Here is a 13,443-nt window from a genome sequence, read left to right as displayed (position 1 = left end):
CTCAGGAGAGGGGGAGGGGTGGCCGAAGGCCGGGGAGGGGGTAAGGCTAATCCCGTTTGAACTTCGAGTAGTCCGGCTCGCGATAGCGCGTCTGCCCTTTGGCCGCAATGTCCAGCATCGCGTTCACCTTCATCTGCAAGCCGAAGAGGGTGATAAAGCCTTCGGCGTCCGACTGATCATACACGTCCTCCTTGCCGAAGGTGGCGAAGTCCTCACGGTAGAGCGAGTTCTCGCTCCAGCGCCCGGCGGTGATGATGTTGCCCTTGTACAGCTTGAGCTTCACCGTGCCGCTCACGTGCCGCTGGGTCACTTCGATGAAAGCATCAATTGCTTCACGAATGGGTGTGTACCACTGGCCGTTATAAACCAGATCGGCGTACTTGAGGCCGACCTGTTGCTTGTAATGCAAGGTTTCTTTGTCGAGGCAGATCGCCTCCAACTCGCGATGCGCGGCTACCAGCAGAGAGCCGCCCGGCGTTTCGTACACGCCGTGCGACTTGATCCCGACCAGGCGGTTCTCCACCAGATCGACCCGGCCCACGCCGTGCCTGCCGCCGACTTCGTTTAACTTGGCGATCAGTTTGTAAGCTGACAACGACTCGCCATTCACCGCCACCGGCTCGCCCTTCTCGAACGTGACCTCAACATATTCGGGCGTGTCGGGCGCATTCTCAGGGGAAACCGACCGCTGGAACATGGCCTCTTCCGGCTCATTGGCCGGGTTCTCCAACAAACCGCCCTCGTGCGAGAGATGCCACAAATTATCGTCGCGACTGTAAATGGATTTGGTCGTCGCCGTCACCGGCACGTTGTGTTTCTTGCAGTAGGCAATCGCGTCCTCCCGTGAGCGGATGTCCCACTCGCGCCAGGGGACGATGACTTTGAGACGGGGATTGAGGGCAGTGAATGTCAGTTCAAACCGCACCTGATCGTTGCCTTTGCCGGTGCAACCGTGTGAGACGGCGTCCGCCCCTTCCTCCTCAGCCACCTTCACCTGATGGGTGGCGATCAGAGGCCGGGCAATCGAAGTGCCAAGCAGATATTTATGCTCGTACACTGCGCCGGACTTGAGCAATTTGAAGAGATAGTCTTTGGCAAATTCCTCTTTCAAATCCTTCACCACACACTTGATTGCGCCCGAGGCGATGGCTTTGGCCGGCACGCCCAATAGGTCTTCATTCTGGCCGATGTCAGCGCAGAAGCACACCACTTCCGAACTGGGGTAATTCTCCTTCAGCCACGGCACAATGGTGGACGTATCCAGCCCGCCCGAATACGCCAACACTATTTTCTTGACATCCTTCTTTGACATGCTAATTGTCTCCTCTTTCCTTGCCACGAATTACACGGATTATCACGAACAAAAAATCAATTCGTGCAAATTGGCGCGAAGCGATTCGTGGCTAAAATAAAAAGCCCTCCGGGACTCGGAGGGCTTTATGCGCGAAAGAAAATCAGATTCAGCTTAAGCGCGGACAGCCGCCTGGCCCGGAACGGGGTTGCAGGAAAAACGACGGCTGGAACGACGCGAAAAACTGAACATTGGCCCAATCTTATCCGGGCCGGGGCGGGCTGTCCATTGTGGATTGTGCCTGAAAGATGGCGCAACTCTGTAGTATGATTGGCAAAACTCGACACCATGACTCTACAAAACACCAATCACAAAATATCAACATTGGGCTACGGCAGTGGCGCTCTACAACGCCTCGGCCAGTTCCTGCTCCGGCTCATCGGCTGGAAAGTGGATGCCCAACTACCAGCCGACTCGAAGGTCGTGCTCATTGTGGCCCCGCACACCTCCAACTGGGATTTGCCCATCGGCCTGATTTGCGCCTTTGCTATCGGTCTGATGCGGAACTGGCACATCGGCTATATGGTGAAAGACTCGGCGACGCGCTGGCCGGTGATCGGGCAAGTCATTCGCTGGTTCGGCGCCATCCCCATCAACCGGAGCGCGGCCCAAAACGTGGTTGACCAGATGGTGGCCGCCTTCAAGCAGTATGACCGCCTGCTGTTGGGCATTACGCCCGAGGGGACGCGAAAGAAGGTTGCTTACTGGAAATCCGGCTTCTATCAAATCGCTCTTAAGGCCCAGGTTCCGATTGCGTTGGCTTATTTGGATTACGGGCGCAAGGTTGGGGGCGTCGGCCCGACGATTGTGCCGACCGGCAACATGGAAGCTGATCTGGAGATCATCCGCCAGTTTTACGCCGGCATCGCCGGCAAGTTCCCGCACCAGTTCGGTGAAATCCAATTCAGGCCAAATGGCCTCTGAGCGCAAACTGCCCCGGCTGACAGCCGGGGCAGTTTTTTTTTACGCACCTGCTCACGAGTAGCGTCCTGAGCGGAGGGTCGGTGCAGTCCCGACCCGCAGTCGAAGGACGCGGGTTTCGCGCATGTGCCGCACGCGAAGCGTTCGACTACGGCCCACGAACAGCACGTGGGCCTCCGCTCAGGATGCTTGTCTCCCAAGGGCTACGGGCAGCTATTTTTTTGTTAACCCAGTAGCCTCCCGATCTCGCTTTCAGAGTAGCCCAGCGACTTCAGAATTTCCCGCGAGTGTTCGCCCAACCTCGGCGGCGGCAGGCGATAGCTGGGCGGTGTGCCTGCAAGCTTCATCGGGTTGGCAAGCATGGTGAGGCCGCCAAACGCGACCAGGTTTTCGCGGGCGAGATAGTGCGGGTCGTTCAACAAATCGGGGATGGCGTTGATGGGGCCGCACGGAATCTCGGCGGTGCGCAGGCGTGGAAGCCAGTAGTCGGCAGACTGAGTCGAAAGTTGAGACTGGAGAATGGGGATTAGTGATTGACGATTGGCAACGCGGGCCGGATTGTCGGCAAAGCGCGGGTCGTCACGGACTTCCGACCCCAAACTCAGGACTTCACAAAAAGCCGCCCACAGCTTGTCGGTGCCAACGGCGATGATGATCGGTTTGTCGGCGGTGTGAAAGACCTGATAAGGCACGATGCTGGGATGATCGTTGCCAATGGGTTTGGGCGGGCCGCCGGTGGCAAAGTAGTCGGCGGCCACAATCGTCGTCCACGCCGCCTGGCTTTCGAGCAGGCTCATGTCAATGAATTGGCCCTGTCCCGTCGCCTGTCTGGTAATCACCGCCGCCAGAATGGCCAGCGCCGAATACATGCCGGTTGTCATGTCGGCCAATGGAATGGGATAGCGAATGGGCGCGGACTCGGGCGTGCCGGTGATTGACATCAGGCCCGCCTCACCCTGGGCGACGAGGTCGTAGCCCCCCAGCCCGGCGTTCGGCCCGCTGTGGCCGTAACCGGAGATGGCGCAATAGATGAGCTTTGGGTAGGCGGCGCGCACGTCATCAGGATGCAGGCCGAGGCGCTTGAGGCTGTCGAGGCGCGGCACGTTGCACACCAACACGTCGGCAGTGACGAGCAGGCGGCGCATGACATCTTGCGCGGCGGGCTGTTTGAGATCGAGCGTAAGACTGCGTTTGTTGCGATTAGTGGAGCAGAAGTAGGCGCTCTCGCCGTCCGGTCGTTTCGCCCCCCACTTGCGCGATTGGTCGCCTGCGCCGGGGCGCTCGATCTTGATCACGTCTGCGCCGAGATCGCCGAGCATCATAGTGCAGTAGGGGCCGGCGAGGGCTTCGGTCAGATCAATTATTCTGAGATTAGAGATTGGCATCAGCCGCGCCCGACGAGTTTGCGGAGAAGCTGGCCGACGCGGCCTGCCAGATTGGGGTGGTCGAAAGCGTCGAGTTCGTGGGCGTCGAGAAAGACGCCGTAGCAGATCGTGCACGAGTCGGTGGTGACGTTGGCCCGCAAGTTGGTGAGCTTGATCAAGATGCCGCCACACCGGGGACACCGCCCCTTCTTGCCCGACTTGTTGAGGCCGGGGTCGGTGCTGGCGCGCTTCTGTTTGAGGGCGCTGTGGTCAATCGCCAGGATACGCTCCAGCTCGTGTTCGTCGAGCCACAGTCCGCTACATTTCGCGCAACGGTCAATGACGTAAGGCCCGACGCGAACCGACTCGAATGCGCCGCCGCAGTTGGGGCAGGAGCCAAGATTTTCGGTATCGTTTTCTGCCATTCGCACGAGTAATCAGTTATCAGTGAACAGTGATCAGTGAAGTCCCACTGATTACTGATCACTGTTCACCGACTACTACTCAGCAACCGCCTTGTCCGTAATCTCCAGCGCCTTGTTGATCACCTCAAACGCCTCACGCAGTTCGGATTCGTTAATGGAGAGCGGCGGGTTGGTGTGAAGCATGTTGCGCCAGGTGAAATTATAGATGCCGTTTTCTTTGAGATACGCGCCCAGCTTCGCCATCTCCGGGCTGGCGCCGACGTAAGGCCCCATCGGCTCTTTCGTCTTCCGGTTCTTCACCAGCTCAATCACGCCGAACAAACCAATCGAGCGCGCGTCGCCCACCGACGGATGTTCGGCCTTGAGGTCGTCGAGCATTCCAGCCATGACTTTGCCCATGCGCTTCGAGTTGCCCACGATGTCATCTTCCTTCATCACCTTCAGGTTGGCGACGGCGGCGGCTAAACTCATCGGGTGGGCGCTGTAGGTCAGGCCGCCGTAGAAGACTTTGTCTTTGTAGTAGTCGGCGATTTTTTCGTTGATGGCGATTGCCCCCAGCGGCATGTAAGCCGAAGTCAAACCTTTGGCCATGGTGATCAGGTCTGGCACAACTTTCCAATGGTCAACGGCAAACCACTCGCCGGTGCGCCCCAGGCCGCACATCACTTCGTCGCAGATCAACAGAATACCGTGCTTGTCGCAAATCTGGCGCAGGCCCTGCAAGTAGCCGTCGGGCGGGATGATGATGCCGTTGGTGCCGGTGACGGTTTCGATGAAGATGGCGGCGATGGTGTGCGGCCCTTCGTACATGATCACTTCTTCCATCTGATCCAGGCACTTGCGGGCAAAGACTTCGTCGCTGTCGCCTTCCTGATACAACTGACTGCGATATTTGTAAGGATCGAAAACGTGGATGACGCCAGGGATGCCGGGTTCGTTGGCCCAGCGGCGGTGGTCGCCGGTGAGGGTGATGGCGGCGGCGGTGGAGCCGTGATAGGAACGGTAGCGGGCGATGATCTTCTGCCGCCCGGTGAAGCCGCGCGCCATTTTGATCGCGTTCTCGTTGGCTTCCGCGCCGCCGAGGGTGAAGAAGAACTTCTTGAGGCCATCGGGAGTCACTTCGGCCAGCAGTTGGCCGATCTCGGCGCGGACGCGGGTAGCCATGCTCGGCCCGGCGTAAACCAGTTCTTCAGCCTGAGCCTTGATGGCGTCAATCACCCGCCGGTCGCCGTGGCCGATGTTGACGCACATCAACTGCGAGTTCAAGTCCAGGTAGCGCTTGCCGTAGGCATCCCAGAAATAAACGCCTTTGGCTTTTTCCATCGGAATCGGGTTGACGGCGTCCTGCGCCGACCAGGAAAAGAATGAGTGCTTTTTGGTAAGAGCAACGATTTCTTCGGGGGTCATGGGAGTCTCCTTAGTTGCCGCCAATTATACACAGGCCGCATTCCTCAACAGGCTTTGGAATAGAAAGCCCGCCAAATCATCAGAGCCTGTTTGATAAATCGAGTTTGGCCGATTTTTGTAGGGCGAATTGACAATTCGCCCTACAATTCCGAATTTCAAATTGAAGCTTGCAGGGTGGTTGAAATTGAAGATCAGCCTGCTTTGAGATCGCGCGCCGCCGGGATGTTGGCCAGGGACTCGGCGGCGTTGGCGGCTGAAATCACGGCCTTCGCCAGCACATCAGCCGCCAGCGCGCCGATCAAACTCAAGTCGGCTTGTTTGTCGCCGAGGGAAAGGGCAAAGATCGTGTCGCCATCAAACATAGTGTGTACCGGGCGGATGACACGAGCCAGACCGTCGTGAGCCATCTGGGCCATCTTTGTCGCTCCGCTTTTTGTCAACGCCACATTGGTGGCGACGACTGCCAGGGTGGTGTTCCGGCCCGGGGCGAACTTGGAAATATTTTGGCCGATCATGCTCTCGGCAAATTCCATCGAGTCGGCAAAGCCGCCGCCGATAATTTTGCGCGCTCCGGCAATTATTCGGCGAGTCTCAGGATCGTAGACATCGCCAAACGCATTCACGGCGGTCAGCGCGGCCACGGTGATGCCGCCGCTGATTTGTTTGCTGGCAGTGCCCAAACCGGCTTTTGTGGCTTGTTTGAATCCAAGCATCTTACCGACGGTTGCGCCGGTACCGGCGCCGACGTTGCCCTGCGCAACCGGCCCCTCGGTGGCGGCTTCACAGGCGGCGTAGCCGGCGGCAGAATCTGGTCGAACGTCCGACCGGCCAATGCTCAGGTCAAACAAGATGGCGGCTGGCACGATGGGCACTTTGGCAACGCCCGTGTCGTAGCCATAACCGCGCTCTTCAAGCCAGCGCATCACGCCATCGGCGGCGGCCAGCCCGAAGGCACTGCCGCCGCCCAGCACGACGGCATGAACTTTCTGGATCAGGGAAACCGGATCCAGCAGGGCCGTCTCGCGAGTGCCGGGAGCCGAGCCGCGCACATCCACTCCGGCGACTGCGCCAACGGGGCACAGCACCACCGTGCAACCCGTTGCGGCTTCGAGATTTGTCCAATGCCCAACCTTCAAACCGGGCACGTCAGTGAGAGCGTTGTGCATAAAGCGAATTCTTTTCGGAGCGTTCGGTCAGCGAGCCGCTCATTATTCCAGCAAGAAGTTATCAATCAACCGCGTTGCCCCAATCCTCACCGCCAGCGAAAGCAAAACACCGTTGTCAGGAATTCGGTCCAATTCCGTCAGTGTGCGGTGGTCAGCCACAGAAACATAATCTATCCGAGCCAGCGGCTCGCCGGCAATTGTCGAAGAAAGGATGGCGCGCAACGTATCACCTCCCCGCTCGCCTTTGTCGAAAGCATTTCTAGCGGCGGAAAGAGCGCGATATAAAACAGTGGCGGCCTTGCGCTCGTCTGGGCTAAGGTAAGCATTACGACTGCTCATTGCCAAACCGTCCGGCTCGCGCACAGTTGGGCAGGCGACAATCTCAAGTGGAAAATTGAGATCATCGGCCATGCGTTTGATGACGGCCACTTGTTGAGCGTCTTTCTGGCCGAAGTAAGCGCGATCGGGCGTGAAGACATTGAAGAGTTTGGCGACGACAGTCGCCACACCGCGAAAATGGCCGGGGCGGGCCTGCCCTTCAAGCGGCAAAGCGACTTGTTCGACGGCGACAAAGGTTTGGAAACCGGGCGGGTACACGATTTCAGGAGTCGGCGTCCACACCAGATCAGCCCCGGCTTCAGCCAGCAGGCTCAAGTCACGATCCAGATCGCGCGGATAGCGGCTAAGGTCTTCATTTGGCCCAAACTGAGCCGGGTTGACAAAGATGCTCACGCCCACATGATCGTTTTCGGCTTTGGCCCGGCGAACCAGCGAGAGGTGGCCTTCGTGGAGAGCGCCCATCGTCGGCGCCAGGCCGAGTGTGCCGGCGAGGGCAAGGCGGGCGCGACGGAGATCGGAAATCGTGGCAAAAGTATTCATGTTGAGTGTTCTTGGGCAAGGGCCGTCACCAGCCGCCATAACATTTCATTGACAGGCGTACTCACATTCAAAACATGCGCCTCACGAACCACCGCGCCATTAATCGCCTCCACTTCGGTTGGCGCGTTACGCAACACATCCTGAAGCATCGAGGAGCGGTTGTGAGCGGTCAGGCGCATCACTTCATGAGCGCGCAAGACAGGATCAGAAAAAGGCAAGGTGATGTTTTTAGCGGCGGCTACGGCGGCAACTTCGCGGGCGGCTTCGTCGGCCAGGGCTAGCGCCGAGGGCCGGTTGAGCAACTCGCCGTTTGTGACGCGAAGCAAGGCAGTGAGGGCGTTGATGGCCGCGTTGACGACGAGCTTACCCCAGATCAGCGGCGTAACGTCAGGCGCAAGATGAACTTCAAAACCGCCATCGCGAAGAAGCGCAACAACTGAGCCAAGTCGAGGGTGATCGGCCAGGTGAATTGGGCCGCGCCCGCCTTCTCGCACGCGGCCCGGGCCAAGCAAAGTTGCGCCCTGCATCGTAATACCAAGCGCTGTCCGCTCCACGCCCAGTTCTGCGCCGAGCGTCTCCAGATTACCCAGGCCGTTTTGCAACGTGAGGGCCACACCCGACGGAGCGAGAAACGAGGTGATCTGTCTGGCCGCTCGTCCTGTTTGCCATGACTTTACCAGCACGATGGCGGCTTCCGCGCCGGAACACTGATCAGGGTCAGCCGTCGCTTTTACACGAACGGTTTCCGCGCCCGACCCGGTTTCCACTACGATCCCCGTGGTGTTGATAGCCGCGACGGCTTCCGCCCAAGTGCCCAGCATCCACAGCGGGCCTGAGGTGCAGCGGGCCAGCCGCGCCGCAAACAACGAAGCGAGCGCACCCGTGCCGACGATGACGAACATGTTTGCTATCGTTTACGCCAGGTGCAGGTGATGAGGATACTCGATCGGCTCTGATTCGAGATCGGTCAACAAAGCGCGCCATTCGTCGTCGGGGATTGAGTAAGCGTGTTCTTCAGCCGGGAAAACATGAGTCGCCACGTCCTTTTTGTATTCCGCAAAGGCGCGCAACATTTCAGCATTCAGGTCGGCGTACCGCTTGACGAACTTGGGCGTGAAACGGTCGAACAGGCCAAGCAAATCGTGGGTGACGAGCACCTGTCCGTCACACCCGGCCCCGGCTCCAATGCCAATGGTAGGAATAGTGAGCTTTTGTGAGATCAACTCTGCCAGGCGGTCGGGCACCGCTTCGAACACCACCGCAAAACACCCCGAGTCTTCCAGAATGAGGGCGTCCTCAAGCAAATGACGGGCGGCGCGGGCGGTGCGGCCCTGTGCGCGGTAGCCGCCGAGTTTGTGAATGGACTGCGGTGTAAGGCCGATGTGGCCGACCACTGGAATGCCGGCGTTGATAATTGCTTCGATGGTGGACGCGACTTCGCGCCCGCCCTCCAGCTTGACGGCATCCATCCCGGCTTCGGCCAAAAAACGGCCAGCATTACGCACCGCCTCGGTTGCCGAAACCTGATACGACATGAAGGGCATGTCGCCAATGAGCAACGATTTCCTGGCGCCACGCGACACGGCTTTGGCATGATGAAGCATGTCCTCCATCGTGACCTGAAGCGTGTTCTCATAGCCCAGCACCACCATGCCCAGCGAATCGCCGACCAGCAGAGAGTCGATCCCGGCCTGGTCGGCGGCCAATGCAGTGGCGTAATCATATGCCGTCAGCATAGAGATCGCCTCGCCGTGCTCTTTGCGCTGGCGAAAGGTGAGGGTGGTTATTTTTTTGCGATCGGAGGAAGGTTGAGCGGACATTGGCTATCTCCTTTGAATAAAGTGAGACGCCCGGGGATAAGATGAGGGTTGCATTTGTTCAGCCGTCTCGTTCCGGGGATACAAGCGGCGCTCAAAGTATAGCACGATTCCCTCAGATACTAATACAAGATGTTTGATAGAATTGCCTTGCTCCAAACTCTATGACGAAAGGCTAGACTCAGTGGAAAGCAAACTCAACGTCGGCGACCGCGCGCCGGAAAGTATTGTGTTGGATGTGAACGGCCAGCCAGTGGCGCTGGCCGAAACCTGGCGTGACGGGCCGGTCCTGCTCACCTTCCTGCGGCACTTTGGCTGACTACACTGCCGCCACATGCTTGCTCAGTTGGAGCAGAACAAAGATGAAATCAGGGCCGCCGGTTTGAAAATTGTGGCGGTCGGTATTGGCAAGCCAAAACACGCCGCGAGGTACGGCGGCAAACTTGCGCCCAGCGTCACCTGCCTGGCAAATGAGACGAACGACGTTCATTTCGCCTGGGGCCTCAAGCGCCGCGGGCTGGGTCAGCTGCTGGAGCCTAAGTTATACGTTGCCAGCATTCGCGCCACTCAAGCCGGTTTCACCCAAGGCCGGGCAACCGGAGACACGGCTATGCTCGGCGGCCTGTTCGTCGTCGCTCAGACGGGCATCATTCGCTATGTTTACGTCAACGATTATGCTGGAGATTACCCGGAAATCGCCGACGTACTCAAGGCGGTGAAAACCTGAGGGCCTATTTCCAAACCCTAAAGGTCTTGAAGACTTTTAGGGTTTCAGGTCAGGCCGGCGGCTCGTAGACCTTCACCTGATTCCGGCCCGCCCGTTTGGCGGCGTACATGGCCTGGTCGGCGCGGTCGAGCAGTGTTTCCACATCGGCGCAGGTAGAGTCCATCGTTGCCACGCCCAGGCTGATGGTGACGGTGAGAGGCCCGACGTCAGTGGAAATAAACAACTGGGCAATACACCGGCTCAAGCGTTCCGCGCCGATCAGGGCGTTGTGACGATCGGTAACCGGCAACAGGACGACAAATTCTTCGCCGCCGTAGCGGCCCAGCAGGTCTGTCTCGCGCATACAACCCTGGCACTGCTCGGCAATCAGGTGCAACACCTGATCGCCGACGGCGTGACCGTAGGTGTCGTTGATGCGCTTGAAGTAATCAATATCAAACATGATGGCCGACAAAGGCTCGTGGTAGCGCCGGGAACGCTCAAACTCGCGCACAGCCAGGGCGAAAAACTGGCGGCGGTTGTAGAGGCCGGTGAGAGAATCAATGACGGCTAATCGTTGGACTTTATTGAACAGGCGGGCGTTATCAATGGCAATGGCCGCGTGATAAGCCAGTAGCTCCAACATCTCTCGATCGTCAATCGTATAAGCGTTTGTCTGGTAGCTTTGAGCCGACAACATTCCAATCGCCTGCCCTTTTAGCAACAGCGGCACGGCCAACAACGATCGGGTTTGTCCCACATCGTAATAGGCCAGTTGAATGTCCGGCATATCCAGGGCCATGTTTCCCAATTGCACTGATTTTCCGGCGGCGACAATATGGCCGCCCAAGCCGCGATTCGCCGGGTATCGAATGGAAGGCAGGCGCTCGCCCTGCTCGACAAAATAGACGTTTTCCAGTTCTGTTCGTTGTTCGTCCAACAGGGCAATGACGATGTCTTCGCCCGGCATCAGTTGAACAATGGCCTGATGGATAGCTGAATAAACCTGTTCCAAATCCAGGCTGGCGCTGATTGCCTCGGTGGCCCGATAAACAACAGCCCGGCGCTCGGCCACTCGAGCAGCGTCCTGGTAGAGTCGCAACTTCTCAATGGCAACCGCCAACTGCCCGGCAATCGTCGTCAGCAATTGCTCGTCGGCTTCGGTGAAAGCGCCCTCCTGGGCGTTGTCGGCGCCGATCACGCCCACAATCCGCTCGCCCAATTTGAGTGGCACACACAGCCGCGACAGAAGGCCCGGAAGCAGGCCAGTGTCCACTTTGCGAGTTACTCTGGATAATCGGATCGGCTGGCCGGTTGCCAACACCTTGCCAGTGAGGCCCTGGTTAAGCGGCGAGGTGCGCTTCTGATGTCCGCCCTGATAAAAGCAGTGGATGCGTAAAACATTGGCGGCTTCATCCACCAGCCCGACGCCTAAACTGCCGGAAGGATAAAGCCGCTCGCCGATCATCTGAATCGTCTGTTCGATCAACGCCTCCACGTCTGTGGCCGCCGCCCCGGCCACCGCCGCCGTGTGCAACACCTCCAGCTCGTCCAACTGGCGGCGCAACATATCCTCGGCCCGCTTGCGCCGGCTGATGTCCTGTTTGACGGCAATGAAATTGGTGATTTCGCCGTGCCCGTTCCGAACCGGGGTGATCGTTTGCTCTTCGGTATACAAGCTGCCGTCTTTGCGGCGATTGACCATTTCGCCATGCCAGGCCTGCCCGGAAAGAACTGTCTGCCACAAAGTCTGATAGAAGGTCTGATCGTGAAAACCCGATCTCAGCAAGCGTGTTGTCTGCCCCACGGCTTCTTCAGCGGTATAGCCGGTAAGGCGAGTGAAGGCTGAATTCACCCAGATAATTCGGCCCAGGCTATCGGTGATTACAATTCCGTTCGCCGCCGCTTCTAAGGCGGCGTTTTGCAGAAGATATTGGGTGTCCACGAATGAATGCGCTTATACGATCGGCGCGTGCGTTGAGCGCGGCACCCACTTGCCCGTGCCTGGCTTGCCATGCCATTTGTCGCCGTCCACCAGCAGTTCGCCGCGCCGGTAAACTTTCTCCGGCGCGCCCGTGATCTCCCATCCTTCATACAAGTTGTAGTCTGTTCGCTGGTGCGAGTTGGCGGCGCTCATCGTTCTCTTCTTATTTGGATCCCAGATCGCAACATCGGCGTCACAACCAACTGCCAATGTCCCTTTCTTTGGATACAGCCCAAAAATCTTGGCCGGGTTGGTGCTGGTCAACTCCACCAGGCGGTTCATGCTGAAGTGGCCCTGCCCCACGCCGTAGCTCCACAAAATCAACATCCGGTCTTCAATGCACGGCAGGCCATTCGGAATCTTAGAGAAGTCGCCCTTGCCCAACTCCTTGCCCGCGATCTGGAACGGCTGGCCTTCGTATTCGATCCCCTTCGTGCCATCATACAAGAACGGGCAGTGATCGGTGGAGACGACTTGCAGGGCGTTGGTCTTCACCGCGTTCCACAAGTAAGCATTGTCGGCTTTGGTGCGCACCGGCGGCGAGCACACCCACTTGGCGCCGTCCGGCTTGCGCAGGTCGTCAACCGTAAAGTGGAAATACTGGACGCACGTCTCGCCCATCACGTTGAGACCGCGCGCGCGGCCATAAGCGAGTTGATCAACCGCTTTGGCACAGGTGACGTGAACGACGTACAACGGGGCGCCGGCCACCCCGGCCAGGGCCACCGCCCGCCCCGTCGCTTCCCCTTCCACCCAGTCGGGCCGGGTGAGGGCGTGCCATTCCGGCGCGGTATGGCCTTCGGCCAGCGCCTTTTTCACCAGCACGTCAATCGCGTCGCCGTTCTCGGCGTGAACCATCACCAGCATCCCGGCCTCGGCGGCCTTCATCAGCGTCTTGAACAGAGTCGTGTCGTCAACTTGCAAGATGCCTTTGTAGGCCATGAACAGTTTGAGGGACGGAATGCCCTCCGGCCCCATCTTCGGAATTTCATTCAGCACATCGTCGGTCAGGTCGGCAATCGCCATGTGATAGCCGAAGTCCAGCACGGCCTTGTGGTCGGACTTTTTGTGCCAGCGTTCGACGGTCTGGTGTAAAGTTTCGCCTTTGGCCTGAATGGCAAAGTCAATGTGGAAGGTCGTGCCGCCGAAGGCCGCCGCCTTGTGGCCGCTGTAAAAATCGTCGGACGACACCGTGCCGCCAAAGGGCAGTTCGAGGTGCGTGTGGACATCAATCGCCCCCGGCAGAACATACTTGCCAGTTGCATCCACCACCTGAGCATCGCCAGCAGGCAAGCTCGCGCCGATAAGGGCGATCTTGCCATCGTCCATCAACAGGTCAGCCTTGAAGCTTTCGGCAGCGGTGACAAGGGTTCCATTTTTGATAAGGGTTTTCATAAGTGAGCCTCCTAAGAGCCTGCTCGCC

Annotated in this window: 12 protein-coding genes; 2 read left to right on the top strand and 10 right to left on the bottom strand. The window is 58.6% G+C overall.

The window, feature by feature from the left end:
• Positions 1-46 precede the first annotated feature (46 nt).
• On the bottom strand, positions 47-1,312 hold the full coding sequence (locus HYZ49_02635) for an argininosuccinate synthase (GenBank protein ID MBI3241174.1): 1,266 nt from the start codon (positions 1,310-1,312) through the stop codon (positions 47-49).
• Between the two features lie 327 nt (positions 1,313-1,639).
• Here HYZ49_02635 and HYZ49_02630 point away from each other — a divergent pair, with 327 nt between their 5' ends.
• A complete protein-coding gene (locus tag HYZ49_02630; protein ID MBI3241173.1) occupies positions 1,640-2,275 on the top strand; it encodes a lysophospholipid acyltransferase family protein in 636 nt (211 codons plus the stop codon).
• 221 nt (positions 2,276-2,496) lie between these two features.
• Here HYZ49_02630 and HYZ49_02625 read toward each other — a convergent pair whose 3' ends face one another.
• The 7 genes from HYZ49_02625 to panB all read right to left on the bottom strand — a co-directional run bounded on the left by HYZ49_02625 (position 2,497) and on the right by panB (position 9,333).
• Complete coding sequence (locus HYZ49_02625; protein ID MBI3241172.1) at positions 2,497-3,657, bottom strand: CoA transferase; 1,161 nt, start codon at positions 3,655-3,657, stop codon at positions 2,497-2,499.
• A complete protein-coding gene (locus tag HYZ49_02620; GenBank protein MBI3241171.1) occupies positions 3,657-4,061 on the bottom strand; it encodes a zf-TFIIB domain-containing protein in 405 nt (134 codons plus the stop codon). Before HYZ49_02620 ends, HYZ49_02625 begins: the two co-directional genes overlap by 1 nt.
• Before the next feature lie 75 nt (positions 4,062-4,136).
• Entirely contained in the window at positions 4,137-5,468 is a 1,332-nt protein-coding gene (locus HYZ49_02615) for an aminotransferase class III-fold pyridoxal phosphate-dependent enzyme (protein MBI3241170.1), read from the bottom strand.
• A gap of 191 nt (positions 5,469-5,659) precedes the next feature.
• Entirely contained in the window at positions 5,660-6,634 is a 975-nt protein-coding gene (locus HYZ49_02610; protein ID MBI3241169.1) for a P1 family peptidase, read from the bottom strand.
• A 42-nt stretch (positions 6,635-6,676) separates the two neighbouring features.
• Positions 6,677-7,513: a pantoate--beta-alanine ligase gene (locus tag HYZ49_02605; GenBank protein ID MBI3241168.1), complete on the bottom strand. Its 837-nt coding sequence runs from the start codon at positions 7,511-7,513 to the stop codon at positions 6,677-6,679.
• Positions 7,510-8,415: a ketopantoate reductase family protein gene (locus tag HYZ49_02600; protein MBI3241167.1), complete on the bottom strand. Its 906-nt coding sequence runs from the start codon at positions 8,413-8,415 to the stop codon at positions 7,510-7,512. Before HYZ49_02600 ends, HYZ49_02605 begins: the two co-directional genes overlap by 4 nt.
• A 12-nt stretch (positions 8,416-8,427) precedes the next feature.
• Entirely contained in the window at positions 8,428-9,333 is a 906-nt protein-coding gene (panB, locus tag HYZ49_02595; GenBank protein MBI3241166.1) for a 3-methyl-2-oxobutanoate hydroxymethyltransferase, read from the bottom strand.
• 331 nt (positions 9,334-9,664) lie between these two features.
• On the opposite strand from panB, the gene HYZ49_02590 reads away from it, so the two are divergent.
• Positions 9,665-10,057, top strand: coding sequence for a hypothetical protein (locus tag HYZ49_02590; protein MBI3241165.1), 393 nt, complete (start codon positions 9,665-9,667; stop codon positions 10,055-10,057).
• 49 nt (positions 10,058-10,106) lie between these two features.
• Here HYZ49_02590 and HYZ49_02585 read toward each other — a convergent pair whose 3' ends face one another.
• Both HYZ49_02585 and hydA read right to left on the bottom strand, forming a co-directional pair.
• Positions 10,107-11,981, bottom strand: coding sequence for a diguanylate cyclase (locus tag HYZ49_02585; GenBank protein MBI3241164.1), 1,875 nt, complete (start codon positions 11,979-11,981; stop codon positions 10,107-10,109).
• 12 nt (positions 11,982-11,993) lie between these two features.
• Entirely contained in the window at positions 11,994-13,415 is a 1,422-nt protein-coding gene (hydA, locus tag HYZ49_02580; protein MBI3241163.1) for a dihydropyrimidinase, read from the bottom strand.
• Positions 13,416-13,443 lie beyond the last annotated feature (28 nt).

Source organism: Chloroflexota bacterium, from assembly GCA_016197225.1.
Lineage (GTDB): Bacteria > Chloroflexota > Anaerolineae > Anaerolineales > VGOW01 > VGOW01.
Note: the sequence above shows the minus strand (reverse complement) of the source record. Positions and strands in the feature narration are given on the sequence as shown.

Bases quoted from the DNA above. Each gene is read 5' to 3' on its own strand.
- HYZ49_02635 (MBI3241174.1), bottom strand. From the start codon at position 1,312: ATGTCAAAGAAGGATGTCAAGAAAATAGTGTTGGCGTATTCGGGCGGG.
- HYZ49_02630 (MBI3241173.1), top strand. From the start codon at position 1,640: ATGACTCTACAAAACACCAATCACAAAATATCAACATTGGGCTACGGC.
- HYZ49_02625 (MBI3241172.1), bottom strand. From the start codon at position 3,657: ATGCCAATCTCTAATCTCAGAATAATTGATCTGACCGAAGCCCTCGCC.
- HYZ49_02620 (MBI3241171.1), bottom strand. From the start codon at position 4,061: ATGGCAGAAAACGATACCGAAAATCTTGGCTCCTGCCCCAACTGCGGC.
- HYZ49_02615 (MBI3241170.1), bottom strand. From the start codon at position 5,468: ATGACCCCCGAAGAAATCGTTGCTCTTACCAAAAAGCACTCATTCTTT.
- HYZ49_02610 (MBI3241169.1), bottom strand. From the start codon at position 6,634: ATGCACAACGCTCTCACTGACGTGCCCGGTTTGAAGGTTGGGCATTGG.
- HYZ49_02605 (MBI3241168.1), bottom strand. From the start codon at position 7,513: ATGAATACTTTTGCCACGATTTCCGATCTCCGTCGCGCCCGCCTTGCC.
- HYZ49_02600 (MBI3241167.1), bottom strand. From the start codon at position 8,415: ATGTTCGTCATCGTCGGCACGGGTGCGCTCGCTTCGTTGTTTGCGGCG.
- panB (MBI3241166.1), bottom strand. From the start codon at position 9,333: ATGTCCGCTCAACCTTCCTCCGATCGCAAAAAAATAACCACCCTCACC.
- HYZ49_02590 (MBI3241165.1), top strand. From the start codon at position 9,665: ATGCTTGCTCAGTTGGAGCAGAACAAAGATGAAATCAGGGCCGCCGGT.
- hydA (MBI3241163.1), bottom strand. From the start codon at position 13,415: ATGAAAACCCTTATCAAAAATGGAACCCTTGTCACCGCTGCCGAAAGC.